This is a genomic window from Bacillus sp. hwrm1, from assembly GCF_040207805.1.
Taxonomy (GTDB): Bacteria; Bacillota; Bacilli; order Bacillales; family Bacillaceae; genus Bacillus; species Bacillus velezensis.
In genome coordinates this window covers 2,066,214-2,090,321 of sequence record NZ_CP157943.1, presented here as the reverse complement: position 1 = coordinate 2,090,321, position 24,108 = coordinate 2,066,214, and the positions used below count along the sequence as shown (strand labels likewise).

General features: G+C 44.0%; 25 protein-coding genes, 3 pseudogenes and 1 riboswitch. Of the genes and pseudogenes, 11 read left to right on the top strand and 17 right to left on the bottom strand.

What is annotated here, in order from left to right:
- Positions 1 to 89 precede the first annotated feature (89 nt).
- Positions 90 to 992 (top strand): LysR family transcriptional regulator, encoded by a 903-nt coding sequence (locus ABK447_RS11100; RefSeq protein WP_007407347.1) that lies wholly within the window; start codon positions 90 to 92, stop codon positions 990 to 992.
- A 60-nt stretch (positions 993 to 1,052) separates the two neighbouring features.
- Here ABK447_RS11100 and proB read toward each other — a convergent pair whose 3' ends face one another.
- The 4 genes from proB to ABK447_RS11080 all read right to left on the bottom strand — a co-directional run bounded on the left by proB (position 1,053) and on the right by ABK447_RS11080 (position 4,591).
- Positions 1,053 to 2,171: a glutamate 5-kinase gene (gene proB, locus ABK447_RS11095; RefSeq protein ID WP_007407346.1), complete on the bottom strand. Its 1,119-nt coding sequence runs from the start codon at positions 2,169 to 2,171 to the stop codon at positions 1,053 to 1,055.
- A 24-nt stretch (positions 2,172 to 2,195) separates the two neighbouring features.
- A complete protein-coding gene (gene proC, locus ABK447_RS11090) occupies positions 2,196 to 3,044 on the bottom strand; it encodes a pyrroline-5-carboxylate reductase (RefSeq protein ID WP_076983476.1) in 849 nt (282 codons plus the stop codon).
- A 176-nt stretch (positions 3,045 to 3,220) separates the two neighbouring features.
- Positions 3,221 to 3,589 (bottom strand): replication termination protein, encoded by a 369-nt coding sequence (gene rtp / locus ABK447_RS11085; protein WP_003153833.1) that lies wholly within the window; start codon positions 3,587 to 3,589, stop codon positions 3,221 to 3,223.
- A gap of 285 nt (positions 3,590 to 3,874) precedes the next feature.
- A complete protein-coding gene (locus tag ABK447_RS11080) occupies positions 3,875 to 4,591 on the bottom strand; it encodes a 3-ketoacyl-ACP reductase (protein ID WP_007407344.1) in 717 nt (238 codons plus the stop codon).
- 129 nt (positions 4,592 to 4,720) lie between these two features.
- Here ABK447_RS11080 and ABK447_RS11075 point away from each other — a divergent pair, with 129 nt between their 5' ends.
- A complete protein-coding gene (locus ABK447_RS11075; protein ID WP_032866226.1) occupies positions 4,721 to 5,026 on the top strand; it encodes a DUF948 domain-containing protein in 306 nt (101 codons plus the stop codon).
- A gap of 67 nt (positions 5,027 to 5,093) precedes the next feature.
- Entirely contained in the window at positions 5,094 to 5,855 is a 762-nt protein-coding gene (locus tag ABK447_RS11070; protein ID WP_007407342.1) for a hypothetical protein, read from the top strand.
- Positions 5,856 to 5,886: 31 nt separating this feature from the next.
- Here ABK447_RS11070 and ABK447_RS11065 read toward each other — a convergent pair whose 3' ends face one another.
- Genes ABK447_RS11065 through ABK447_RS11055 form a run of 3 tightly spaced genes read right to left on the bottom strand, consistent with a single transcriptional unit; the run spans position 5,887 to position 9,657 of the window.
- Positions 5,887 to 7,134, bottom strand: coding sequence for an RbtT/DalT/CsbX family MFS transporter (locus tag ABK447_RS11065; RefSeq protein ID WP_020955920.1), 1,248 nt, complete (start codon positions 7,132 to 7,134; stop codon positions 5,887 to 5,889).
- Between the two features lie 47 nt (positions 7,135 to 7,181).
- Positions 7,182 to 8,648, bottom strand: a complete 1,467-nt coding sequence (locus tag ABK447_RS11060; RefSeq protein WP_039063210.1) for an FGGY-family carbohydrate kinase — start codon at positions 8,646 to 8,648, stop codon at positions 7,182 to 7,184.
- Entirely contained in the window at positions 8,641 to 9,657 is a 1,017-nt protein-coding gene (locus tag ABK447_RS11055) for a 2-hydroxyacid dehydrogenase (RefSeq protein ID WP_349908917.1), read from the bottom strand. Before ABK447_RS11055 ends, ABK447_RS11060 begins: the two co-directional genes overlap by 8 nt.
- Before the next feature lie 121 nt (positions 9,658 to 9,778).
- Positions 9,779 to 9,871: riboswitch (SAM riboswitch) on the bottom strand.
- A 147-nt stretch (positions 9,872 to 10,018) separates the two neighbouring features.
- Here ABK447_RS11055 and ABK447_RS11050 point away from each other — a divergent pair.
- Together ABK447_RS11050 and ABK447_RS11045 are read left to right on the top strand one after the other, a co-directional pair.
- Positions 10,019 to 12,058 (top strand): annotated as a pseudogene (locus tag ABK447_RS11050) (molybdopterin oxidoreductase family protein); the annotation flags it as partial.
- An 80-nt stretch (positions 12,059 to 12,138) separates the two neighbouring features.
- Positions 12,139 to 12,449: pseudogene (locus tag ABK447_RS11045) on the top strand (hypothetical protein).
- A 43-nt stretch (positions 12,450 to 12,492) separates the two neighbouring features.
- On the opposite strand, the gene ABK447_RS11040 reads toward ABK447_RS11045, so the two are convergent.
- On the bottom strand, positions 12,493 to 12,717 hold the full coding sequence (locus ABK447_RS11040; RefSeq protein WP_094031769.1) for a hypothetical protein: 225 nt from the start codon (positions 12,715 to 12,717) through the stop codon (positions 12,493 to 12,495).
- 199 nt (positions 12,718 to 12,916) lie between these two features.
- Between ABK447_RS11040 and ABK447_RS11035 the strand changes: the two genes are divergently transcribed.
- Positions 12,917 to 13,495, top strand: coding sequence for a MarR family winged helix-turn-helix transcriptional regulator (locus ABK447_RS11035; protein WP_052827535.1), 579 nt, complete (start codon positions 12,917 to 12,919; stop codon positions 13,493 to 13,495).
- Positions 13,488 to 13,769 carry a hypothetical protein gene (locus tag ABK447_RS11030; protein WP_061581688.1) on the top strand — a complete coding sequence of 94 codons (282 nt, stop codon included), beginning with the start codon at positions 13,488 to 13,490 and terminating at the stop codon, positions 13,767 to 13,769. The genes ABK447_RS11035 and ABK447_RS11030 overlap by 8 nt, the downstream gene beginning before the upstream one ends.
- Before the next feature lie 39 nt (positions 13,770 to 13,808).
- Here ABK447_RS11030 and ABK447_RS11025 read toward each other — a convergent pair whose 3' ends face one another.
- The 6 genes and pseudogenes from ABK447_RS11025 to ABK447_RS11000 form a co-directional block, all read right to left on the bottom strand.
- Positions 13,809 to 14,267 (bottom strand): SMI1/KNR4 family protein, encoded by a 459-nt coding sequence (locus ABK447_RS11025; RefSeq protein ID WP_014418100.1) that lies wholly within the window; start codon positions 14,265 to 14,267, stop codon positions 13,809 to 13,811.
- Positions 14,268 to 14,281: 14 nt separating this feature from the next.
- Positions 14,282 to 16,083 (bottom strand): annotated as a pseudogene (locus ABK447_RS11020) (T7SS effector LXG polymorphic toxin).
- Positions 16,084 to 16,413: 330 nt separating this feature from the next.
- Positions 16,414 to 16,746 carry a chaperone CsaA gene (gene csaA, locus ABK447_RS11015; protein ID WP_007611940.1) on the bottom strand — a complete coding sequence of 111 codons (333 nt, stop codon included), beginning with the start codon at positions 16,744 to 16,746 and terminating at the stop codon, positions 16,414 to 16,416.
- A 68-nt stretch (positions 16,747 to 16,814) separates the two neighbouring features.
- Positions 16,815 to 17,525, bottom strand: coding sequence for a helix-turn-helix domain-containing protein (locus ABK447_RS11010; RefSeq protein ID WP_007407997.1), 711 nt, complete (start codon positions 17,523 to 17,525; stop codon positions 16,815 to 16,817).
- A gap of 51 nt (positions 17,526 to 17,576) precedes the next feature.
- Positions 17,577 to 18,143 carry a TetR/AcrR family transcriptional regulator gene (locus ABK447_RS11005; protein ID WP_012117734.1) on the bottom strand — a complete coding sequence of 189 codons (567 nt, stop codon included), beginning with the start codon at positions 18,141 to 18,143 and terminating at the stop codon, positions 17,577 to 17,579.
- On the bottom strand, positions 18,143 to 18,862 hold the full coding sequence (locus ABK447_RS11000) for an MBL fold metallo-hydrolase (protein WP_100001520.1): 720 nt from the start codon (positions 18,860 to 18,862) through the stop codon (positions 18,143 to 18,145). The genes ABK447_RS11005 and ABK447_RS11000 overlap by 1 nt, the downstream gene beginning before the upstream one ends.
- Before the next feature lie 225 nt (positions 18,863 to 19,087).
- Between ABK447_RS11000 and ABK447_RS10995 the strand changes: the two genes are divergently transcribed.
- On the top strand, positions 19,088 to 19,609 hold the full coding sequence (locus ABK447_RS10995) for a kinase (RefSeq protein WP_100001522.1): 522 nt from the start codon (positions 19,088 to 19,090) through the stop codon (positions 19,607 to 19,609).
- A 29-nt stretch (positions 19,610 to 19,638) separates the two neighbouring features.
- Here ABK447_RS10995 and czrA read toward each other — a convergent pair whose 3' ends face one another.
- Positions 19,639 to 19,971, bottom strand: a complete 333-nt coding sequence (gene czrA, locus ABK447_RS10990) for a Zn(II)-responsive metalloregulatory transcriptional repressor CzrA (protein ID WP_012117736.1) — start codon at positions 19,969 to 19,971, stop codon at positions 19,639 to 19,641.
- A 191-nt stretch (positions 19,972 to 20,162) separates the two neighbouring features.
- On the opposite strand from czrA, the gene ABK447_RS10985 reads away from it, so the two are divergent.
- On the top strand, positions 20,163 to 20,828 hold the full coding sequence (locus tag ABK447_RS10985; RefSeq protein WP_003153802.1) for a lysozyme family protein: 666 nt from the start codon (positions 20,163 to 20,165) through the stop codon (positions 20,826 to 20,828).
- 64 nt (positions 20,829 to 20,892) lie between these two features.
- On the opposite strand, the gene ABK447_RS10980 is transcribed toward ABK447_RS10985, so the two are convergent.
- Together ABK447_RS10980 and ABK447_RS10975 are read right to left on the bottom strand one after the other, a co-directional pair.
- Positions 20,893 to 21,429, bottom strand: a complete 537-nt coding sequence (locus ABK447_RS10980; protein ID WP_007611945.1) for a DUF420 domain-containing protein — start codon at positions 21,427 to 21,429, stop codon at positions 20,893 to 20,895.
- A gap of 144 nt (positions 21,430 to 21,573) precedes the next feature.
- Positions 21,574 to 22,359 carry a VLRF1 family aeRF1-type release factor gene (locus ABK447_RS10975; protein WP_094031771.1) on the bottom strand — a complete coding sequence of 262 codons (786 nt, stop codon included), beginning with the start codon at positions 22,357 to 22,359 and terminating at the stop codon, positions 21,574 to 21,576.
- A gap of 188 nt (positions 22,360 to 22,547) precedes the next feature.
- Here ABK447_RS10975 and ABK447_RS10970 point away from each other — a divergent pair, with 188 nt between their 5' ends.
- Together ABK447_RS10970 and ABK447_RS10965 are read left to right on the top strand one after the other, a co-directional pair.
- A complete protein-coding gene (locus tag ABK447_RS10970; protein WP_014418107.1) occupies positions 22,548 to 23,051 on the top strand; it encodes an N-acetyltransferase in 504 nt (167 codons plus the stop codon).
- A gap of 63 nt (positions 23,052 to 23,114) precedes the next feature.
- Positions 23,115 to 24,092, top strand: a complete 978-nt coding sequence (locus ABK447_RS10965; RefSeq protein WP_094031772.1) for a S66 peptidase family protein — start codon at positions 23,115 to 23,117, stop codon at positions 24,090 to 24,092.
- Positions 24,093 to 24,108 lie beyond the last annotated feature (16 nt).

Sequence of the window (24,108 nt, the reverse complement as noted above, 5' to 3'; positions counted from 1 at the left end):
TAAATTAATTGTAAGTTTTCAAAACAATATAAACAATATATAATTTAGATCAAATACATCTCAAAATGAGATAGATAGGTGTGAACGCAATGGAATTACGCCAGCTTCGGTATTTTATGGAGGTAGCAGAACGGGAACATGTGTCAGAAGCGGCTGATCATCTGCATGTCGCACAATCCGCCATCAGCAGGCAGATTGCAAATCTTGAAGAAGAGCTGCAAGTCACTTTATTTGAACGGGAAGGCAGAAATATTAAATTAACGCCGATCGGCAAACAATTTTTAGAACATATTAAAACGGCGATGAAAGCAATTGATTACGCGAAAGAACAAATTGATGAATATCTTGATCCGAATCGCGGAACCGTCAAAATAGGATTTCCGACGAGCCTTGCAAGCCAGCTTTTGCCGACGGTGATTTCGGCGTTTAAAGAGGAATACCCGAACGTTGAGTTTTTGCTCCGCCAGGGGTCTTATAAGTTTTTAATTGAAGCCGTAAGAAACAGGGATATAGATGCTGCGCTGCTCGGCCCCGTTCCGACGGAATTCCCCGACATAACAGGCAATATCTTATTCACGGAAAAGATTTACGCGCTTGTTCCGCTGCATCATCCGCTTGCCAAACAGAAAAATATTCATTTAATTGATCTGCGCGGCGACCAATTTGTTTTATTTCCTGAAGGGTTTATTCTCCGTAACATGGCGATTGACGCTTGCAGACAGGCCGGCTTTGCGCCGCTTGTATCGACGGAAGGCGAGGATTTAGATGCCATTAAAGGATTAGTCTCCGCGGGGATGGGAGTTACTTTATTACCTGAAAGCACCTTTGGAGAAACCACCCCTCGGTTCACGGTCAAAATTCCGATTGAATTTCCTCAAGTGAAGCGCACCGTAGGCATTATTAAACCAAAAGGAAGGGAACTGGCTCCGTCTGCAAATGATTTCTATCATTTTGTCATTCAATTTTTCTCCAAACTTGAACAATATCAATAAAAAACAAACCCGAGCTTCAAAACGATGCCTCGGGCTTTTTCATATTTTTTTAGATCTTTCTCAGCCGATCGGAATGGATAGTTCAACGTGGCAGACAAACGCTTCCGGATCAATGACTGATTGATCGGTCTGTTTGGGCGGCGTTTCTTTAAATGTCTTCAGCTGGGCTGAGGAATAGTTGACGATGCCGAGTCCGAGCTCTTCTCCCTGCTGATCAAGCAGCCTGACAACCGCTCCGCTGCTGAATCTGCCCTTAATCTGCTCGATGTCCTGCGGTGACAGCTCCATATTTCCGTTCGCGACATCGCGGCTGCTTTCTTTTTCCATCACAATTTCGCCTTCGGGGCCGGAATTAAATGCAAGCCATTGTTCTTTGTGGTTTAACGGCAGGGTTCCTTCCGCTTCAAAATAAGTTCCTTCAGCCGCCTCATCTACCGCTTGAAGCAGAATGTCCGGAATGTTAGCCTGCCCGAGAAAGCCTTTAATACCGGAGGCCATCACAATTTTAAAAGCATCCAGTTTCGAACGCATTCCGCCGGTTCCCATTTCACTCCCGGCATCTCCCGCGCTTGCTTCTATTTCCGGAGTGATGTCACTTACATGACTGATTCTTTTCGCTTTCGGGTTGCTGCGCGGATTATCATCATATAAACCGTCAATGTCTGATAAAATCACAAGCATGTCGGCATCAATTAAACCTGCCACCTTCGCTGCGAGTGTATCGTTATCTCCGAATTTCAGCCGGTTGACTGTGACCGTGTCATTTTCATTAATAATCGGAATAATGCCCCGTTCCAAAAGGACGTTCATCGTATTGCGGACATTATGGTAGCGGCATTCATCGGAAAAGTCGCTTCTTGTAATTAAAATTTGTGATGCGACATAACCGTGCGCTAAAAACAGCTTTGAATAAGCCTCCATTAATAATCCCTGCCCGATGGAAGCAGAAGCCTGTTTTTCAGGGAGGCTTTCCGGTTTCTGAATAAATCCGAGCTTCCGATAACCTGCCGCCACTGCGCCGGAAGATACTAAAATCACTTCATAGCCGCTGTCTTTCAGCTGTGCGATTTGATCCACCAATGCTTCCAGCTTTCTTCTGCTGATTTCCCCGTGCAGGCTCGTCAGTGAGCTGCTGCCGATTTTCACCGCGACTCTTTTGATCTTCGTCCGAGACGTCACTGTATCACTCCTGTTTTTTAACGATTATAGTGCTGCCGTTTTTTCAATTGTTTTGCTGATCTCAATAGAACGTTCGGTCGCGTGTTTGATGGCTTTGGCAATGGCTTCTCCGCCGCCTTCTGACCTGAGCGCATCGAGGCCGGCTTCCGTCGTGCCGTTTGGAGAGGTGATGTTTTCCCGAAGCACATCCGGTTTTTCACCCGTTTCCATCAGCATTTTAGCGGCGCCCAATAACGTTTGCGCGCCGATTTTGCGGGACAGCCGTTTGTCTAAGCCGGCTTCTTCACCTGCTTTTTCAATAAACTCCATTAAATAATAAAAGTACGCCGGTCCGCTGCCTGCGATGCCGGTGAAAATGTCCATCTGATCTTCCTTGATCACGTACACTTCCCCGAGGCATTCCAAAAGGGATACCGCGGTTTTTGCTGAACCGTAAGAGACATGGTCTCCGAAAGCCGCAGCTGTTGCCGATTCGCCGATCATGCTGGATGTGTTCGGCATCACTCTTACAACCGGCTGATTATCATGTAATGACTGTTGTATAAATGAGGTTGTTATGCCTGCCAGAACAGACAGGATGATTTGATGAGGTTGAATACGCCGTTTCACCGCAGCCAGAGCGATTTCAGCATCCTTCGGCTTCATGGCTAAAATAAAGACATCAATATCTTCGGTTTTCATGCTGTCAAAAGCAATGCCCTGAATACCGTATTGATGTTCCAATTCAGCGAGTCGCTCTGTATTGCGGCGGTTTGTCACGCAGATGTTTTGGTTGGGAATTTTTTTTGCGCGGACCATGCCTGATATCATTCCTTCAGCCATTGATCCTGCTCCGATAAAAGCAACTTTCTTTTGATCTAAGATCGGTAACATCTCCCTTGTTCGTATTTTGTTCGTATTTTTCACACGTTTTTTATGTTACCACTTCAGGAGTTGATGTCAAGTTTGAAGGTATTATTGATATGTATTGTTCCGAGCCTGCTATTATGTATAATGAATCACAGAACAAACCTTTTGAGCCCGGGAGGCCGGGGGCGTTCCGGCCGGATTTAAAAATTATCTGAAATGGCTTTTTCTATCAGCTTTTTGCAGCGGTCAAGCTCTGTCTTCAGCTGTTTTTTGTAAAGCTTCGCAGCTTCATAGTCTTTAAATTGATAGAGAACGACTTCCTGGAGTTTGGCTCCCTCTTTTTTCACTTTTACTTGCTTTAAAATCCCGTCATCCAATAGTTCGTGAAGTGAACGGTACACCTCGGTATGATTCGGCTTAAAACCGATGGGTTTAAATTCCGAACGCAGCACCTCGAGAAGCTTCAGTCCGTAAAGCCGTTCCTGCTCTGTCATTGTAATCATGTAAAGCTTTAAAAAAGCTCTTTGTTTCACTAAAAAACCGGTTGAACTTCTTTTTTCTTCTTTCAATATGTGCACACCCTTCCTTCTAACAAATTATTCCATGTACTAAATATTCTCTTTATATCCCGTTTTCCCTTTTATTGTTCGGACAGTTTGGTTTGTATTGATTTGTTTTTTGGAGGCGGGGAAAAATAATTTTAGTGAACATTTGGTACATAGTTTATTTAGTTTAATTATAGCTGATATCGGTTTCTTTTTCACTCTTTTTTCTGCAAAAACGGATCTTTATGCCCATTTATTCGGGTTGCGGAAACAAAAAAAGACCCGTCACGAAGACAGGTCCCCTTTTGTTTAAGGATTAGTTGACCACAAACCGGCAGTTTTGATGAAAATGCGCGGATGTAATTTCAATTGAGCAACCATATATTCTGCAAGATCCTCAGGCTGCATGACTTTTTCCGGATTGCCGTCTGTCAGATTTAATTCAATAGACATGTCGCTGGCAACCGTGCTCGGAGTCATTGCGCTGACACGGATATTGTGTTTTCTGACTTCCTGCATGAGAGATTCAGTCAGACCGAGAACGGCAAATTTAGAAGCGCTGTACGCACTTGTCGCCGCGGCGCCTCTTTGGCCCGCCGTAGAAGAAATATTAATGATATCTCCTGATTTTCTCTCAATCATTTCAGGTAGAACGGCGCGTGTCACGTGGTATACACCCATTACATTCACTTGAATGATGTCTTCCCACTCTTCAGGCGTAAGATCCAAAAATCCGCCGAATTTGCTGATTCCGGCATTGTTAATCAAGATGTCAATCTCACCGAGTTCTTCTTTAATAGAGGAGACGGCTTGCTCTACCTCTTTTTGGTTTTTTACATCGGCAGCAGCGAATGATGCCTTTACACCAAGGGCTTTCACTTCTTCCGCAACCTTTTCGACATTTGCTTCTGTGCGGCCGATTAAACCGATATTGACTCCTTCTTTGGCTAAAGCGATAGCGGCGGCGCGGCCGATTCCTCTGCCCGCACCCGTGATAAGAGCCGTTTTGTTTTGTAAACTTTCCACGTCTTTCACCCTTTCTGAATGTCCTTATGTACGATTTCACATTATAAGCAGAAAAAAAACAATTAGCAAATAAAATGATTCAACACGATCCGTAAAGGGTATCAACTGAAAAAAAGGAGTGAAAAGCAGATGATCATCATTTTGTATATCAGTGCTGCCGTTGCGGCTGCCGCATTAATTTATGCAGCCGTATCCGCCGTCCATTTTAAAAGAAACACAGCGCCTGATATAAAGAAGATTAACGCCGTGACAGCGTCCATGCAGACGTCCGTTGATGAAATCAAAACAGAAACCCGTTTGTTATCACAAAAGCAGAAAGAACTGCAGGAAGACTTTCTTACTAAAAAAACAGCCGTGCAAACGACGGCAGCCGAAGTTAAAGGAACGCCTCACGTGCTGAAAATGCTCTGGAACGCCGGTAAAAGCGGTTTATGAGCCTGCATGTCATCCGACGTTTTTGATGACACTAAGAGAAACTGGCGCGGATCCAAGGAGGCATAACATGATTTGCGATCGTGAGCGGCTTGCGCATTTTTTGCAGCAGCTTAAAGCACTATCTTCTTCGGGAGGGTTTACAAAATCGGATTTGCTGACTCCGGCTTTCCATTTAGCTAAGGACGGAGATCTGGATTTGTATTATTCGCCTCATAATGAATATATTAACCCTTATGCAGTCGTTGCCATTTCCGGAATCACACCCGGTTTTTTTCAAATGCAGCTGGCTTACAAAAAAGCGGCACAGCTTTTAAAAGATGGCGAAACTTTTGAAACGATAGCCTATGAAACAAAAAAAGCGGCCGGACTTTCCGGTTCAATGAGGCAGAACATCATCGAAATGCTTAATGAATGCGGTCTGCCGGCCGCGCTTCACGTTGAGGATTCATCCCGGTTATTTGATTCAAAACGGGAGCTGCTTCATACAACGTCCGTTATCAAACACCCTGTTTTTTATAAACAGAAAAACTATACGGGACATCGGCCGGCAATCAGCAGGTCAGCTCTTCTCAGCCGTTACGCGCTGACATGTTTTCCGGATGAAATAGAAATGATGAAAAAGGACATTCTGCTTATCCCTCTCGGCAAAGCAGCAGAATCAGCCTGCCGCATGCTGAAGAAGAACGGCAGAATGGGTCATGCGGTCATTCTGGAAGGCTTCCCGCATCCGTCCGGAGCAAACGGACATCGTTTCAAACAATTTCACGAAAACAAACAATCGTTACGTGAACAAATTCAGCGCTTTGCCGGGTTTCTTCAGCAGCTGTAAAAAAACGCCCCGAATTTTCGGGGCGCTGCTGTTAAGAAGCGTATTCAGGCAATGCTTTATTGTGTTTTGCCGTTTTCTCTTCAGGTATTTTGATTTGATTTGTCAAGATTGCACTTACGAAATAGAGCGCTGCGAAAATCCATACAACGCCTTGTGCGCCGACAAGTCCGATGAACGCCCAGGCAAGCGCGGGGCCGACAAATGCCGACAGGCCCGCAGCCAGATTTAACACAGACATGGCAGCACCTTTATCGCTGCCGGCCGCCGTCGGCACGATAGCCCCGATCGGAACGAACCCGGCGAGGAGCCCTCCCCATATAAAACCGACAATGCTGACGAAAAGCAAGTTCCCATGTGATACAACAGGAGCATAATATAATAAAAGAGTAAAAATGCCGCAGCCCACTCCCCCGAACCACATGACAGTCTTTTTCCAGCCGAAGGCATCGCCGACTGCGCCGAAGATTAAGTTAAAGACGATATTTCCGAGAAAGATCGTTCCCCAAATTTGAAGCCATACATTTGTAGAAATGCCGTGCTGCGCCATATGCATCGGAAGAAATACCGGAAATCCGTATGTACCGATGCTGTTAATGATCCGAATGATCCCCCCAGAGAGCACGCGCGGATTTTCAGCAAGGATGGTGATTCCCTTCATTAATTCCTGCGCCTTTTCCAGCTTATCTGCCTTTTTCTTTTCAAAGCGGTCCCTATTTAAAATCAAAGCAAAAAACGCGCCGAGGCAGACCCAAAAAATTGAACTCCACAGTGTATTCAAATAGCCGAAGGATTTGATGGCCCAGCTTGAATACCAAGCACCGAATACAAACATCCCGCAGCAATATGCAATCCAGAACCAGCCGACCGCCGTACTGAGCCTGTTTTTCGGCGACCGGTAAATCACCCATGTCAAAAAAGAATAGGCAAACAGCGGATAACCCAGCCCTTTAATAAAATACGTGACATACATCACCGGCAAATTAAGATTTTCAAATCCGTATGCGATAAATGCGGCTGTTCCGATAACGTAAAACAACAGCCCCATAAACATCGTCCGCTTTGCGCCGAAGGCTTCGAGGCAGACCCCTGAAAACCAAGACGCCACAGCGAGAGAAATACCGTAAACTGTAAACAGGGATGCTGATTGCTGTACCGTCAAGCCGTTTTCAACTAAAAACGGGCTGAGCCATCCTTGTTCAAGGCCGTCCCCCATCATAAACAGCACGACTCCCAAAAATCCCCATGCGAGCTGTTTTGGAATTCCTATTTTATTAAGCATTTTTGTTCCTCCTCAGCAATCTTTCATGTTGTCATCTCATCCCCAAGTCAGGCTTTCACCGCCGGCTGAAAATGAGTAAATAATTTTTGCGTATGTTTCCATTCTTCATATAGGAAGAGATCCGTCTGATCCGCTTCCGGCTCAATTACCTTTGTGCGGCTCGAAAGCTCTGCTTTCACACCGAGAGCTTCGTTGCAAATCATCGCCGCTCCCATTGCGGATGCCTGGCTGAACCCCTCTCTCTTATAGATTTTCTTTTGGAGAAGGTTAGCAAGAAACTGCGTCAAAGCATCACTTTGGAAACCGCCGCCGCACACCTTCACATCATCTTGTGAAAAGGAAGCCACCTCTATTAACGCCTCATAGTTCCATTTGATTGAAAAAGCGATTTCCAGCAGTGCGGCTTTGACAAAATGGGCTCTGCTTAAGTTTTGGGACAGCGGAGCGTCAAAAATAAATCCGCCTTTTGCCAGTGCGTTTTTCTCAGGCGATAAATAGGAGCCTAACGCAGAAATACAAGCATGATCATGTTTCGGCAGACTTGCGATTTCCCGTTCCATAACGCCGTAGGATTCATTCGGATAAAAAATGGATTTTAATTTTTGATAATTGAGTCCTGTTACACCCGGATTCGTTTCAAGAAGCCATTGACCTTCTTCTGTATGGCAATTCAGCCATGCATTCGTTAAACTTTCGGTTCCGGTCTCCGCTGTTATCTTTGTAATCGGCGTCGTCGTGCCGGATACGATGACGATATCTCCCGGCTTTGCATCTGCACTTTTGATGGCAAGCTGTGTGTCTCCCCCGCCTGCAATCACAGGCACTCTTTCAGATAGACCGAGAACCGCCGCTTTCTTAAACGTTAACATTCCGACAACCGTCCCAGATCGGACGAGTGAAGGAAGAATGGCAGAAGGCACACCGAAGATGTTGCATAATTTCTCTGACCACGCCTTTTTCCTTACGTCAAACAGCAGTGTTTCAGCAGCCTGTGACGGTTCATAGCTTAAAATACCGCTCAGCTCAAATGTCACCCAGTCACTGATGCTTGTGATGTACTTCACTTCTTTCCATAAAGACGGCTGTCTAGCTTTTAATCCGACAAGTTTCATGGCGGAAAATAAAGCGCTCGGAAGACGTCCGGTTTGCTGATGCACTTCTTCTTTTGCCTCAATCCCGTCTTCCCATTCACGGCCTCTGTTATCAATGTTGGGCAGACCGAGAAATGCCTTTTTATCTTTATTGATCAGAACAATTCCCTGCCTCTGGCTTGTAGAGGTGATTCCGATTAATGTAATATGTGGGCTTTTGCCAATAACCTTCCTTGCCATAGCGCTGATTTGCTTCCATATCCCTTCCGGTGAGAAATATCGTCCGTCCGGATAAAGCGGATCCGTCACATATTCAATGTCTTCCCTTTCAAGCGCGGTCACTTCGCCGCCGGCAGTCACGACCGCGACTCGCGCATTCCCCGTCCCGATGTCAAATACAAGGTAGCCTTTTTGTTCAGCCATTACAGCCTCCTCCTTCCGTTTCAAGTTCTCTTTTGTTATAAAGTTCACGTATTGAGCAGGTTTGATCTTGTTTCCATTTGAAAAGCGCTTCATTTAAAATCTTCACATGATGATCTTCCACTTCAAATGTTGCGCCCGCTAAATGGGGAGTCGCTAATACATTAGGCAAAGAGATCAATTCATAATCAGAAGATTCTGGCGGTTCGTGATAAAACACGTCAAGGATCGCTCCCTTAATCCGCCGTTCTTTCAGCACCCGCAGCAGCTCTTCCCTGTCTGTAACCGCCGCTCTTGACGTATTGACAAAAACAGCTTCCTGTTTCATCAATTGAAAGTGCCGGGCGCCGATAAGGCCGATGGTTTCTTCTGTGCGCGGCAAGTGAACGGAAACAATATCACTTTCAGAAAATACCCGTTCAATCGTCGTTTTTTCATACTCCCGGTTTTCATGACGGACAAATGGATCATAGTAAAGCACCTTGCAGTCAAAAGCGGCCAATAGCCGGGCGATTCTCTGTCCGACAGCTCCGAAACCGATAAGGCCGACTGTTTTCCCCGTCAGCTCATTTCCTCTGAATTTGACGTAAGCCTGCAAATAATCACCGTTCCACTTCCCGTCCTTCAGCCACTGATGGGAAGAATACGTATGACGCAAAAATGAAATCACATTTCCGATAAACATTTCAGCAACAGCCTGGGCATTGCGGGCCGGTGTAAAGAAAACGGGGATTTTTCTTTTAGTCGCCGCCGCAATATCCACGTTAGACGGCATTCCTCTGCAGACACCGATAAAAACGGAATCGGGCAATATGTCAATAACACGCTCAGACACCTCATCAAGTTCAGTAATAAGCCCCGACGCGTTTGTCTCTTGAATCATTCGGATTAATTCATCTTCCCGATAGGCCCGGCCGTGCTTCTTCCACGGCCGGTGCACAGTCCGGCCGAACAGCTCAGTCAGCTCCTTCAACCCCTCGTCGTGATATGGTGCGGTAATTAAAACCGTCATGGTGCAAAACATCCTTTTCACATAAATTTTTTCATAAAAAAATCTCTTTCCCCAAAGAAGGAAAGAGATTCATATACCGTCTTTATGCGCTTGAAGCGCACAAATATGTATAGATCATTCTTTCCTATCTTTCAAGCATACGCTTGCTGGAATTGGCACAATAAATGTTGCCGAGGTTTCGTAGGGCCAGTCCCTCCACCTCTCTGGATAGAAAATAAAATGATGAAATTGTCAGGCTGTTTAAAAGAATAAACTCATCATAGAAAAGTCTTTCCGTGATGTCAACACTTTTTTTCTGAATTGACGTTCGATTTTGAAATGTTATAATGCTTACAATATAAACAAAGAGGAGAAATGGGCTATGAATTCTGCTGCAAAACAGCCGAACGGGGTCTTTAAGTCGGTATGCTCACTAGACTGTCCCGATCAATGCGGCTTGCTTGTGACAAAAAAAGACGGAAAAATCGTTAACATTCAGGGAGACCCCGATCACCCGGTCACATCAGGGAATATTTGCAACAAAGTCAGACACATGGCTGAGCGTATTTATGATGAAAAGCGCGTAACCGTTCCGTTAAAACGGATCGGTAAAAAAGGTGAAGCCGCGTTTACGCCTATTTCCTGGGAGGAAGCGATCAATACGATCAGTACGCGCTGGAAAGAGCTTATTGCCGAAGAAGGAGCGGAAAGCATTCTTCCGTACAGCTTTTACGGCAATATGGGAAAACTGGCGGCAGAGGGAATGGACCGCCGTTTTTTCCATCGTCTCGGAGCGAGTCATCTCGAACGGACGATCTGCAGCAAAGCCGGTTCTGAAGGCTATAACTATACAATGGGAGAAGGAGCGGGTACTGATCCGGAGGAGACCATACATGCAAAGCTCTTTATTTTTTGGGGGATCAATGCCGTCAGCACGAATATGCACCAAGTCATGATTGCTCAAAAAGCCCGGAAAAAAGGGGCTAAAATTGTCGTTATCGATGTACATAAGAACCAAACCGGCCGGCTTGCCGATTGGTTTATTCCCATTCGCCCCGGCACAGATGCCGCACTCGCCCTCGGTATCATGCATGTCTTATTCGACGAAAACCTTCACGATGAAGCATTTCTCACAGAATACACCGAAGGCAGTGACGAATTAAAAGCGCATGTCAAACACTATGATCCGGAAACGGTTACTGCTATTACAGGCGTTAAAGCCGACGATATCAGACGCCTTGCGAGAATGTACGGGGAAACCTCCCCTTCCCTTATCAGGATCGGAAACGGCATTCAGCACCATGACAATGGCGGAATGATCGTCCGCACCGTTGCCTGCCTTCCGGCTGTTACAGGACAGTGGCTCAACACCGGAGGAGGCGCAATCAAGCATAACAGCGCGGTATTAAACTATAACAGACAAGCGCTCCAGCGGCCTGATCTGCTTTACGGCAGGAAGCCACGATCATTTAATATGAACAGGCTCGGAAGCGTTCTTTTAGAAACAAAACCGCCCGTGCGCTCCCTGTTTATTTACGGTACGAATCCCGCAGTGGTTGCGCCGGAAGCGAATAAAGTCAGAAAAGGCCTGCTGCGGGAGGATTTATTTACAGTCGTTCACGATCTGTTTTTAACGGAAACCGCCAAATATGCGGATATCGTGCTCCCTGCTGCATCCGCTTTTGAAAACACGGATTTTTACACGTCTTACTGGCATCATTTTATTCAGCTGCAAAAACCGGTGATCGAACCCTACGGGGACAGCAAATCGAATACGGAAGTGTTCCGTTTGCTTGCCGGAGCAATGGGATTTACCGAGCAGGAGCTTCAGGATTCCGATGAAGAATTGATCAGACAGGCGCTGGACTTTCCCGACAATCCGTATATCGAGGATATTGATTACGAATCGCTCTCACGCCATTCCTTCATGAAAGCCAAACGGAAAAAACCGCTTTTTCCGGGACAGCTCAAGACACCGAGCGGAAAAATTGAATTATATTCTGAAAAGATGAAACAAGACGGTTATCCGGCGCTGCCGACGCACATCCCTCTTGAGAGCGATGGCGATTTTCCGCTTTTATTTGTCCCGGGACCGAATCATAATTTTTTAAATTCGACATTTTCGAATAATGAAAAACACGTAAAACTGGAAAAAGCGCCAAAGCTTTTTATTCATACAGAAGATGCTGTACGCCGGAACATAGAAGACGGGGAAACCGTTAGAGTTTGGAATCACCGCGGAGAGTGTGAATTGACAGTTTCGGTCGGCGAACAGGTGCTTCCCGGCGTTGCAGTCAGCCAAGGTCTTTGGGCCGATATGGATGATAAAAAACAGCTCGTCAATTCGCTCACGCCCGATCGGCTGGCGGATATGGGCGGAGGCGCTGTTTTCTTCTCCGGAAAGGTGCAGGTGGAAAAGCTCAGCAATCAAAACCGCCCGCGTAAACGCCCGGCGGCCTTGCTGAAGGCTGAATCCTTTCGGCCGGCTTCACCGTATAAAAAATGATAACGTTTATTGGAGGTTTGCTGTATGGATATCATACCGGCATCGGAATCGCTTTAGCCGGATATTTCATCGGAGACGGATTGAAAAACTTTAAATCACCTGATCCTCATGAACACACTGACCACATTCTCATTAAAGAAAAAGATTTACACTTCTATATTGGTATTATTTCGGAGTTACCAAGGAAGAAGCGAAACAAATCGTGCCCGACACCTCCGACATTCCGCATATCACGAGAAACGGAAAGCTGTATGTACAGAAAACTGCATTAAGAGAATGGCTGACTTCCATGCTGGAAAAAGAATAACAGCTGCCATGAAAAGCGGGAAGAGTTTTTCTCTTCCCGTTTATTAAGATTCGCCGCCCTGCCTCTCTTCAACCCCAAACATACGAAGGATATCGTTCTTACGTAATGAAACATCCCCTTCTTTAGATTTCAAATAAAACCCTTTCTTATATAACCGTATGACTTCCTCATATGTAAGTTCATGACGAAGGAGCGCCATTAAACGCCCATCTTTTTCATCTTGTTTATTGAACCATTCATACTGTTCTGACCAGTTCACTTTCTGCATGTCAAACACCTTCTCACTTTGGATTAATGCCCTTTTCGCATTTATTATACTTATTTCCCCTTTTGTAAACACTCCGACTGCCTGTGACATTTTTGAAAACAGCCGCACCCGCTACTATTAGTCACCATATTGACTTGTTTCCCATTTCGTTGTATATTATAATTGTCAACATGGTGACAATTATAATAGGAGATACCTTATGGATATTAATTTATTAATGAAGGAACTGCATGTCATGCAACAAAGTTACGCATCATTATTTTCGGTTGTCAATAAAGTGCAGGCTCGGGGGGACGAATACTTAGAAATGTTGACTTCCCGACAGCACATGACTCTTATTGCTATTGCCCATTTACCGACGGAAGATACCACACTTATGAATATCGCTAAAAAGCTGGGCACAACAAAACAAACCGCTAACAAATTAATTTCAAGCCTCGCGAAAAAAGGATATGTTCACACTGTGCCAAGCAAACTGGATAAACGTGCAATCAATATTGAGATTACCGCTGAAGGAAAAAAAGCGTTAATTTCCTGTTCAGAAAAATCCACCTATTTTTTAGCGGATATGTTTCATGACTTCACAACTGATGAAATTGAAACATTCTGGAGGCTATTGCAAAAACTTTATCGTTTTGATGGTGAAGAACAGGATGGTTTTGAAGAAAAAGCACATTTGAAAGTTGAAGATCAGGCACAATTCATCTCAGATGACTATGAAGAAAAAATCATGACTGAATTTTCAAAACGGCGATATGGGAGTGCAGACGATGAATAATATGCTTTATCGAAAAGTAAAAGAAACAGAGGATAAAATGAAGGAAAAATGCTATGAGCTGAAAGATAAAATTGATCAATTTATTTCTCATACTAAATACAAAATTCATTGCAACCGTAAACTGGACCGAGCCGGCAATTATATATCAATTGCCATTGGACTCTTTATCCTAACTGCCTCATGGCTGACCGCAACACAATGGCTGCTTTGGATAGGCGCGGCGAGTATTTTGAGTAATGCCTGTTTGCTCATTATAAAGCCTGTTAAAAATTGAAAATCTGAAAAAAGCTCTCTAAAAGAGAGCTTTCTTTTATTAATCGTCCCAGTCTTCATCTTCTTCCCAGTCATCTTTCGCTTCCTGAATCTTATTATAAAAAAATTCGATAAAGCTTTCTGCAGCGATATCTTGATAGCCAATTATCCTATCCCATTCCACTACAGGGCATTCTCCGTCTTTCATTTTATTCGTATCTAGACAGTAAGCAAAGAAATCAACATCTTCTATGACAACAAGACCATCAGCAAGTCCATAATGTTGTTTATATTCTTTAGTTTTATCTGCAACTGACGCATGATCGAAGTTATAGCCTAAAACCAAAACCCCAAATAAACCACCAGCACCGTATTTTTCTAAGAACCATTTATAGCTAATAGGAAGTTCGCATTGGAGGATTTCTTCAATGCGAGTTATGTTTTCATGGCTTGCACCCTCTGTGAATATAGCATTTTGCTTGTTTTCATTAATAAAGTTTTCAACCTTTGAATAAATCATTTAATTTAAACACCTCAATTCTCATTCTCAAATTGTTTCGCTCTCCACTTCCAATATCTCTTTCGAAAGCTTCCATATTGTGCTTTTAAAACCTTATCATTTCTAAAACTTTCACCATCAGTCTTAAGCTTATGAATAACATCACTATATTTTGTATGTAAACTGTTTGGAATTTCAAGCATTGGCCCAGGTTCTTCTTGAATCAAGTGATGTAAATTAATCTGTGTGCCATCTTTTGCATAAGGAGCATTACCGTTTTTCGTAAGCTGAAGATTTGTTACGCCAAATTCTGTTTTTTGGTTCATATCAATATCTTTTATAGTATACACTCTGCGGCTTATGTCTTTAACTTTTCCCTTTGCTTTTACCTTGCCCTTAACCTCAAAGGCACCATACTTTTCTTTATTTAACCAAGGAAGGTTTATTTCTTGACCAGTAGACGGCTTTCTCGTTCCATCCGGGATTTTCTTTGCATTGGTCAAAAGTTCATTTTTAAGGTTTTGGCTGTCAACCACATTGTATGGTACGTCACCCGACAGAGCAAGATCATATTTAGAGTTATAAGGAAGGAGTTCTGGAAGTTTAACGTCTTTAATTTTCTTCCCTGCCTGCCCTGCCTTGTTTATGACTTTCCCCGCCGCATCAGCTTTGTTAACGGCTCCTGCGCCTTTCGTTCCGACGACAGCCACAGCTGCTGAACCGACCGCATATGTCACCCATCTTGATCTGGAATACGCATCTCCATTTACCATATCCTTTTGATACGATTCCTCGATTGCTGCTGAAACAGCATCATATGTTTAACAGGATGAAGTACTGCATTCCCCAGTGCTGACAAGGTTTCTCCCGGATCGGTTATGAAGTCCCATAGACCGGTTACCGTGTCTTTCCCGACATCATATAAACCAACGCCAGCTCCTTTTAATATATCCCAAGTCACTTCTCCGGCTTCTTCCAGCTGTTTTGCTTGTTCAAGCTGAATGACATATTGCTGCTGGGAAGGTTCAAGGTTTTCATAGCCGATCTTCTTCACAATTTCCAAATATTCATCCGGATCGGTCACACCGTCGGCGAGTTTTTTCTTCAGATCCTTGATTTCCCGCTCTTTCGCTTCTTCCTTTTTAAACGTTAAATATGTGTCTGAGTGTCTTGCAATCTCGTCTTTTTTCTTATGTATGTCGCTTTCTCGGTATGCCTTGGCGTTGTAATAAAGCGGAGTGGCGTTTTTTCCTTGGCCTGTTGCGTTTTGGAGCTGCTGAAAGTCGGCCTGAATGAAATGTTCATTTGCCTCGGTTTCTGCGTATTCTTTCGTTAGATCGTGATCAAGCTTTCCGAGTTTATGTATGGTATCGTTCCTTTTTTTATCTGCTGAATCCAGCTTTTGATCGACATCTTCTGTCGAGAAAACATCAAGATGAATGATATCACTGATTTCATCAAGGATACCTTTCATTTCATTGCGCTGCTCCTGCATGATGGCTTGTGATTTATTCTTCGCATGAATCAGCTCGTGTTCTAAAAATGACTCTTCCACAAACGAATCGGCCAGTCCCGCATCAGCTACTTTTCCTGAAATACTGTTAAGAAACGCAATTTTCATATCGATCAGATCAAGCCAGCTGTCTGTGACACCAGCGTGATCTTGAAAGAATGCTTTAATGTTGTCGGCGCCTTTGCCTGAAAACTCACTGTCATCTAAATCAGCCATTCCCTGAAATGCTTTCCTGAGAGTGATAAATTGTTCTCTAATCTGATCGTATTGTTTTGCCCGCTTTTCTGCGGCTGAAATGAACGAGGCTGCTTCAAATACCTTCATTTACGGCTCCTTTCTGCTTCTTTCCGTCTAAATTTTACCATAGGATATAAGATTAGATGAATCTCTTGCATTTGTCGAACTGCTTTATTCAAGATCATAAAATTTCAAAGAAAACCTTACACGAAGGAATCTGGGATCGGCAAAACAAAGCCAGATATAACATATATTAAAAAATCTCTTGCATTTCTACACCCGTCATGCTATATTGATATAGCGATGAGCTGAATTGTGTAAGCCGATGCACATGCCCTTGCGGCACACACGAATGTGGCGTGTGGTGTATCGCCTCAATACGCAAAAGACGTTTGCTTCTGCAAACGTCTTTTTTTATTATCCGATTTTCGTTCCGTTCGGTACTGTCTGCTCTGGCGTAAGCAGGACAACGTCTCCTTTTTCCGGGATGCCGCCGAGAACGAGAACTTCTGACTTAAATCCGGCGATCCGCCGCGGCGGAAAGTTGACAATAGCTGTCACCTGTCTGCCCGTCAGATCACCCGGTTCGTACCGTTTTGTAATCTGGGCGCTTGATTGTTTCATGCCGATCTCTTCGCCGAAATCTATTGTCATCTTAATGGCCGGCACCTTTGCTTCCGGAAATACTTCCGCTTTTACGACCGTTCCTATTCTGAGATCAAGCTTGATAAAATCTTCAATGACTGCCATATCAAAAACTCCTTTTTTACAATCATGTTACCAAAAAAAGAAGCAGTTTATTTAACCGATTTTCAGGATTATTTATCAGATTGAAAGGTGTTTCGGAAGACACGCGGCGTTATTCCCTTATGTCTGACAAACCATCTGGTAAAGGAAGACAAATTTTGAAAGCCGACCTCCTGACTGATGTCTGTCAGCCGGCATTTTGTTTCAATAAGCATTTGTTCCGCTTTCTTCATACGGAGCTCAGCAATATAAGCTTGCGGGCTTTTTCCCGTCTGCTTTTTAAACCAGTCGGAATAATACGCCGGGTGGTAATGTTCCATTGCGGCAAGCTCTTTAATTGTAAAAGTCTTTGAGAGATTTCGGCGGATATACGCAATTGAATCATTTGTACGGTTTTCTTGTATCTTTTCAGCAATATATTCTGCAAGCAGACTCAATGAATGAGCCGATTGCTGCTTTGTCTCTTCTGTCAGCAGAAACCGAATCGATGTCCAAAAAGGATCAAGCTTATTCAGAACGCCGGGGGCAAATGAACCTTTGAAAAAATATGCCGGTATGTCGAGAACGAGACATTCATTTCGCTCCAAAGAACGGAACCGATGTTCATGCCCGGGCGGAATATACAACATTTGATCAGGTTTTAATCTGATTTTACGTCTTTCTGTCTCCAGGTCCAGCTGTCCTTCGAGCGGAAAGAGCATTTGACAGTATGTGTGTGCATGAGAATCAAAAATATGTGAATAGGTGCGCCGCTCACAAATGATATGTTGTAATGAATCCATTTGTCCCTCCTTTTACATGATACGTCTTTTTATTTAGTTTACATAATAATATTATTGTTCCCTCTCCTGCAAACCTCTTAGAAAAGCAACAACTGCAAACTTCCGGCTTTCCTTAATTGATTCGGTTAATTCAAATGCACTCTGTTTTCTCAACACGGCAAATCCGTGAAGAAGGCTCCTCAGTCCTCTCGCAGCATGAATCGCAGTGTCAGACTGTGCATATCCGTTAGCTGTCAGCTGCCTGACAACAAGCTCTACAAGCAGGCTTGACAGATTCTCAATCCGGCCATCTTTTATCTTTTGAAATGTTGCGTCATATAATCCGGGATTGGCTTCGGCGAAATTGATATAGGCATCGGCGAGAGCAAGCAAAGCCGTTTCGCCCGTCAGTCCTTCTGCAGAGGCCGCCATTTTTTCATATAACATAGTTAAACCGGAGACAGCCAGCTCTGTTTTAATTCCTTGAAGGCCATTGACAAAATTGTAAAGGGAAGGCGGTTTTACGTTTAAGGACTTTGCAACAGCCGCAAGCGTCACTTCGTTCAGCCCTTTTTCGTCAGCGATGCCTGCTGCAGCTCTCAATATCATGTCAAGGCTCATTCCGACTCTCGGTGACATTATGATCGGCCTCCCGGCAGGCTTCGTTCGGCTTCCTCAACAGCCTCAGCCATCATTTCAACGGGATTGCAGAGAACATTTCCATGTCCGGCGGCCAGACTGCTTGGTTGATGAGCGATAAGTGTTCTTGCTGTTTTTACAGCTTCTTTTTTATTCCACGTAGCAAAAGCCGGAAACGGAAATTTCCATTTCAGCTTCCCAGAAACAGCAAGGCCGCCCCGTACTTGAAAGGCATCTCCGACGATCAGCATATCATTTCTCATATCTTTAAAAGCGAGGCTTCCCGGCGTATGACCGGGAGCGGGAATGACAAGTAAAGATCCGATCCGCTCGCCGCCTTTCAGCAGGCGATCAGGTTCGGTCTGAACATTTTTCGGCACTCCCCCCTTTATCGGCGTTTGTGCTTCATGCTCAAATAATGAAGTGTCACCTTTCAGCAAGAAAGAATCCCGCTCAGAAATACAGACGGAAGCATCCGGAAATTCCGCAGCTAATGAGTCAAGCGAACCGATGTGATCCCCGTGCGCGTGGGTGAGTAATATGTCGTTAAGCGGCTTCCCAAGCTGCCGCAATACTTGTTTGATTCCTTTATGACTGTTAGGCAGTCCGGCGTCAATCAGGGATACTCCTTCTTCTTCTTCAACCAAATAACAATTCACCGGGAAAAGCGCTGGAAAAAAAGTCAGCTGCCAAACACTTCCGTATTGTAAGATTCTCATCAACATCCCCCCTAAAACTAATATCATTAGTTTTATTATAACTAATATCGTTAGTTTTTCAAGAGTTTTATGTTTAAATCCTGAAAAAGGCGCGGGCGCTTCTCTTATGCAAAAAAAAGAAACGTGCATAATGTGATAAAAGATGCTTTCAGCCTGCAAATAAATCAGACTACTAAAACCAGCCGGATAAGCATACACTACTCAACGGAGGGGGAGTTCCACACCATGCATATCACACTTCAAAGCATCTGCCCTGTCTTAATGATTGCCTTTTTTTTGTATAAAAAGGTGAAACGGTCCGTCGGCTTCCAGCCTTTGAAACCCCGCTGGCTTTATACAAGAATGATTTTGTTTTCATTGCTGGCCGCAGCTCTGGCGTTTTTCAGCATCACACACCCGGCTTTATACGGCCATCTTATATTCGGCACTTTTTGCGGCTGGCTTCTGGTCCTGTTTGCTAAACGGAACATTTCATTTGAAGAACGCCGCGGAAAAATGTATTTTCGCACTCACCTGTGGATTGAACTTATTCTATTAACGTTATTCATATCGAGATTTGTTTATCGCGTTATTGAAATTTACCGGATCACAGCGGACTTTACCCATCCGGAGGCATACAGCCAAACGGTCGGCGCCGATCCGCTGACCATCAGTATCTTTTATTTCATCGCAGTTTATTACAGCGGCTTCTCTTTTTATGTTTTAAAAACGAGCAGAGACCAAACCAATAACAGTCAGTACGGCTGACATCCCTGTCTAAAAAGCAGGGATGTTTTTTAATCGTGCCGCGTATGGTGAATCATTTGCTGAAGCACATCTAACACATGTTCATCCTCAGGAGAATAATAGATGGATGTTCCTTCTCTGCGTGATTTGACGAGGCGCAGATTTTTAAGAAAACGCAGCTGATGAGAAACGGTAGACTGCAGCAAATTCAGCTTTTCTGCGATATCATTTACCGCGTGCTCACCCTGTGACAGCAAATGGAGAATTCTGATTCTGGTCGGATCAGACAACGCCTTAAAAGTCTGGGCAACCAAAAATAAAGTTTCCTCATCTAAATCGACAGCGGGGTCATTTTTGTTTCCGGATTCGTGAAATTCAGTCATATACCTCACCCTTCTTTTCTCAAGTAGCCCAATTATACCAAATGTCAATTGATGCAGATACATCCTGCGCCTGACAAAAGAACCGTTATTTTAAATTTATGTTTCAAATACGGGTTTCCGCTTGGTTTCGCGCATTCATCTGTGTCATAATGAAAAAGTCATAATGCTCCTGAAATTGAGGGTGAAACACAGTGGAGAAAAAGAAAAAAGGCTGTTTCGCTGCCGCGGGTCTTATGATGATATGTGTTTTTGTCATGGTTTCCTTCTTCCTCATTCTGCTATTTTCAAATAATGAATGGCTCAAAAGTCTTCCGTTTGATGTCAAGCCGATCGTCCTTGAACGGCTGACAGATTACAAACCGCTTGTTGAAGACGAACTGGATGAAAAAGGACTCACCAAATATACATCGCTTGTACTCGGCATGATATATCAGGAGTCAAAAGGAAGAGGAAATGATCCCATGCAGTCTTCAGAATCTCTGGGTTTAAAGCGAAATGAGATTAAAAACCCTCAAACCAGTATCAAACAGGGAATCAAACAATTCACTCTCATGTACCAAACAGGCAAGAAAAAAGGCGTAGACTTGGATACGATTATACAAAGCTACAACATGGGAGCCGGCTATATTGATTTTGTGGCTGAACATGGAGGATCGCATACTGAGGAACTGGCAAAACAATACTCCGAGCAGCAGGTCAAAAAGAATCCGAAACTTTACACTTGCGGAGGGAACAAAGACAATTTCCGTTATCCCTACTGCTATGGTGATTACACGTACGCAGAAAAAGTAAAAGCAAAAACAAAAACCGTTGAACAATCCTTAAATGTAACAACACTTGAAACGCTTGAAGAGTAAAAGGCGCCCTGATGAGGCGCCTTTTTCAATCAATAGAAAAAAGCCGCGCAGAGCACGGCTTTTTTTAATAATACGGTGAGATCATTAAGTATACAATGACACCCGTCAGACTGACATACAGCCAGAGCGGCATCGTCCATCTCGCGATTTTTTTGTGGCGCTCCACCTGCATACTGAATCCTCTGATCAGCGTAAACAGCGCAAGCGGCACGATAATGAAGGAAAGGCAAATATGCGTAATTAAAATAAAGAAGTAAATCCCGCGCATGATGCCGTGGCCGCCGAATAAAGTATTCTCAGCTATCGAGTGGTACACGACATAGCAGATCAAAAACAGCAAAGTCGTCGTAAACGCCGCTAAAATAAAGCGTTTGTGCGCTTGAATATTTTTTTGCTTAATCATAAAGAGCGCTGCCAGCAAAAAGATAAAAGTAAAGCTGTTAAAAATGGCATTTAACATCGGCAGAATATGAATATTGGCAATGCTGACCTGTCCCGATTTCGGCATAAAAAACAGCACCGCAATTAACCCGTTGATCAGAACGGTCAATGTCAGCACGATACCGGTATAACTTTTAGGTTTGTTTTCTGTCTGATTCATCTTATGACCTCTCTCAATTTTACTGACTATCCAAATGGTATGAGAATTCAGCTTTGATGTCAACGGTTTCGCCCGCTTCGTCAGAAATTAGACAAACTTAAGCCCTAAAAAGACCGGGTGTTTGCGACCCGGCCTTTCGTCATATCATGCTTCCTTCAACAGTTCTTCTATCACCTTATGTTCGTTTTCATTCAACAGATTTTTTGGAATGATCCGATCTATCGGTTTATTCATATGCTGATCGAGAATATCGGCTGTTTCTTTGTCCCCTGCGATTACGAGACGCTCCCATTGGTGTGAAGCGGCCTTCTGATCAAGGTTTGAAGCCAATCGTTTATACAGCCTGTTTTGGTTTTCTTCGACGTGGGCTTTGGCAGCGTCTTCGTCCATCGACGCGGAGGAGCTTCCGCTTACACCCTGCGGTTTCCACGATTCATTGATGACGTCGTAATGATAATGCTCCACTCCTTCAATTTTTCCGAGTACGGTTTCTATGATCTTCACTTCATTCTGCTGGGTGAGAATAAAAGCCGTGCTCGGAAATTGTTCACGAAGAAGTTCTAATTGATCAAGGACAGCCGTCTCTTCCCAATAAAATCGTGTTTCGACAGGCACCTGCAATTCAATCGTCTCCCAAATACCGCCTTCTCCCGATGCAAAAAATACGAGACTTCGCGGCATCTCTTTACCAAGCCCCTCGATATATTGATAGACACGTTCCATGATGCGGACGAGAGATTTTTCTTCTTCCGGATCACTGGCAGACAGATACTCTTTTAACCTCCGAAAACCGGTTTTCAAGGCGATTTTCCACTCTCCCCCCTGCTGATCCGGATTTCTCATATCCGTATTTACATATAAGGAAAGCATTTTATCAGGAGATTCCGTCATTACGTACTTCAATTTGCCGATGAGTGAGTCAATTGCCATTATAGATTCCTCCTTTTTCCGCTGCTCACTGTTCCTTTCCCTATCCGCACCGCCTTAAAAACGTCAATCCACATATAAACGGCAGACTTTTCTAAAAAAGTTTTTGCAAAACCCATTTACAAACCAAGACATCATTTACTACAATGGATACTTGTGTTTAACTAAGACTTTTACGCTGTGAAAGGAGTATGATTTTGTTTACTGCAGAAGAAAGAGATCAGAAAGAGCTGGAAAAAGAGCTTCATAAACTTGAATTTCAGATTTTCAGAATGCGGGAAAATCTGATAGATGTATCAAAAGACGCGCGAGTGCTTGGTATTGATCAATCGAACAATGACGATTGGATCATTGTTTCCTCGATTGATGATGGCCAAACATGTAAGATTATGCTGACTGATTGTGAATCAGCCTACCGGGGAAGAGGCTGTTTTTCACTGATCGCCTCTTATTATGACAATGCCATTCATATCGGGGACATTAAAGGCCCGCCGAACCATGGCTACGGCTCGATATGCATGAAATTTTTAAAACATATCGCCAGAGAGCAGAATATCCCGAAAGTGACGGGCGACATCGCTAAGCGTGATTGGGATCATGTCGACAGACTCGTTCATTTTTATGAAAAGCATCACTTTGATGTCTGGATTGACAATGATACGCAATCAGGCGGCATTAAATGGGTCGACCTGTAAAAAATATAGATAAACCCTCGTTAATATGGTGTAATAGATTAAACCATTTAAGGAGGGTTTTTTTTGTATCCGGAAAAATTGAAAAAAGGTGACGGCATTCGTATTGTGTCTCCGGCCACAAGCATGTCCGTTATGTCAGATGAAAATATAAATGCCGCGAAGACAAAATTGGAGGAGCTGGGCTTTTGTGTCTCTTTTTCAGAGAATGCGAAAGAAATAAATGAATTTGATTCATCATCCATTGAATCGCGTGTACGGGATCTGCACGAGGCTTTCGCTGACCCTGACATCAAAGCGATTTTGACGACACTCGGCGGGTTCCAATCAAATCAGCTGCTTCGCTATCTTGATTATGAAAACATCAAGCGGCATCCGAAAATCCTTTGCGGCTATTCAGATATTACCGCTCTCGGCCATGCCATATATCAAAAAACCGGCCTTATTACATATTCCGGTCCCCATTTTTCTTCATTTGCCATGAAAAAAGGGCTGGGCTATACGATTAAGTCTTTCTTGGCCTGCTGTGCTTCTGACAACCCGTATGAGGTAAAGCCTTCATCCGAGTGGAGTGATGATAAATGGTATTTGAACCAGGAGGACAGACGTTTTTATCGGAATCCGGGACCGCTCGTTATTCAACCCGGATATGCGGAAGGAACACTGATCGGAGGAAATCTATGCACGCTGAATCTTCTGCAGGGCACCGAATACTTTCCGGAGATGGAACAAGTGATTCTGTTTATAGAAGATGATCATATGTCGGACATTCATATGTTTGACCGGGATTTGCAGTCACTCATCCATCTTCCCGCTTTTTCAGCCGTGAAGGGAATTGTCATCGGACGTTTCCAGCATGCTTCAAATGTGTCTGAGGAGGCTCTGCGTGCCGTCATCCGTACAAAAGAAGAACTGTCATCCATGCCTGTTATCGCAAATGCTGATTTCGGCCACACCTCCCCTTTGATGACATTCCCGATCGGAGGAACATGCAGGATAGAAGCCGGCTCAGAAGGCGGACGGATATGGATCGATCGGCATTAATACATAAAGACGGGAA

Excerpts from the sequence above, each read along its gene's own strand:
- ABK447_RS11100 (WP_007407347.1), top strand. The coding sequence starts at position 90 with ATGGAATTACGCCAGCTTCGGTATTTTATGGAGGTAGCAGAACGGGAA.
- proC (WP_076983476.1), bottom strand. The coding sequence starts at position 3,044 with ATGTTACCGATCTTAGATCAAAAGAAAGTTGCTTTTATCGGAGCAGGA.
- ABK447_RS11075 (WP_032866226.1), top strand. The coding sequence starts at position 4,721 with ATGATCATCATTTTGTATATCAGTGCTGCCGTTGCGGCTGCCGCATTA.
- ABK447_RS11070 (WP_007407342.1), top strand. The coding sequence starts at position 5,094 with ATGATTTGCGATCGTGAGCGGCTTGCGCATTTTTTGCAGCAGCTTAAA.
- ABK447_RS11065 (WP_020955920.1), bottom strand. The coding sequence starts at position 7,134 with ATGCTTAATAAAATAGGAATTCCAAAACAGCTCGCATGGGGATTTTTG.
- ABK447_RS11060 (WP_039063210.1), bottom strand. The coding sequence starts at position 8,648 with ATGGCTGAACAAAAAGGCTACCTTGTATTTGACATCGGGACGGGGAAT.
- ABK447_RS11055 (WP_349908917.1), bottom strand. The coding sequence starts at position 9,657 with ATGACGGTTTTAATTACCGCACCATATCACGACGAGGGGTTGAAGGAG.
- ABK447_RS11040 (WP_094031769.1), bottom strand. The coding sequence starts at position 12,717 with ATGCAGAAAGTGAACTGGTCAGAACAGTATGAATGGTTCAATAAACAA.
- ABK447_RS11035 (WP_052827535.1), top strand. The coding sequence starts at position 12,917 with ATGGATATTAATTTATTAATGAAGGAACTGCATGTCATGCAACAAAGT.
- ABK447_RS11030 (WP_061581688.1), top strand. The coding sequence starts at position 13,488 with ATGAATAATATGCTTTATCGAAAAGTAAAAGAAACAGAGGATAAAATG.
- ABK447_RS11025 (WP_014418100.1), bottom strand. The coding sequence starts at position 14,267 with ATGATTTATTCAAAGGTTGAAAACTTTATTAATGAAAACAAGCAAAAT.
- csaA (WP_007611940.1), bottom strand. The coding sequence starts at position 16,746 with ATGGCAGTCATTGAAGATTTTATCAAGCTTGATCTCAGAATAGGAACG.
- ABK447_RS11010 (WP_007407997.1), bottom strand. The coding sequence starts at position 17,525 with ATGGATTCATTACAACATATCATTTGTGAGCGGCGCACCTATTCACAT.
- ABK447_RS11005 (WP_012117734.1), bottom strand. The coding sequence starts at position 18,143 with ATGTCACCGAGAGTCGGAATGAGCCTTGACATGATATTGAGAGCTGCA.
- ABK447_RS11000 (WP_100001520.1), bottom strand. The coding sequence starts at position 18,862 with ATGAGAATCTTACAATACGGAAGTGTTTGGCAGCTGACTTTTTTTCCA.
- ABK447_RS10995 (WP_100001522.1), top strand. The coding sequence starts at position 19,088 with ATGCATATCACACTTCAAAGCATCTGCCCTGTCTTAATGATTGCCTTT.
- czrA (WP_012117736.1), bottom strand. The coding sequence starts at position 19,971 with ATGACTGAATTTCACGAATCCGGAAACAAAAATGACCCCGCTGTCGAT.
- ABK447_RS10980 (WP_007611945.1), bottom strand. The coding sequence starts at position 21,429 with ATGAATCAGACAGAAAACAAACCTAAAAGTTATACCGGTATCGTGCTG.
- ABK447_RS10975 (WP_094031771.1), bottom strand. The coding sequence starts at position 22,359 with ATGGCAATTGACTCACTCATCGGCAAATTGAAGTACGTAATGACGGAA.
- ABK447_RS10970 (WP_014418107.1), top strand. The coding sequence starts at position 22,548 with ATGATTTTGTTTACTGCAGAAGAAAGAGATCAGAAAGAGCTGGAAAAA.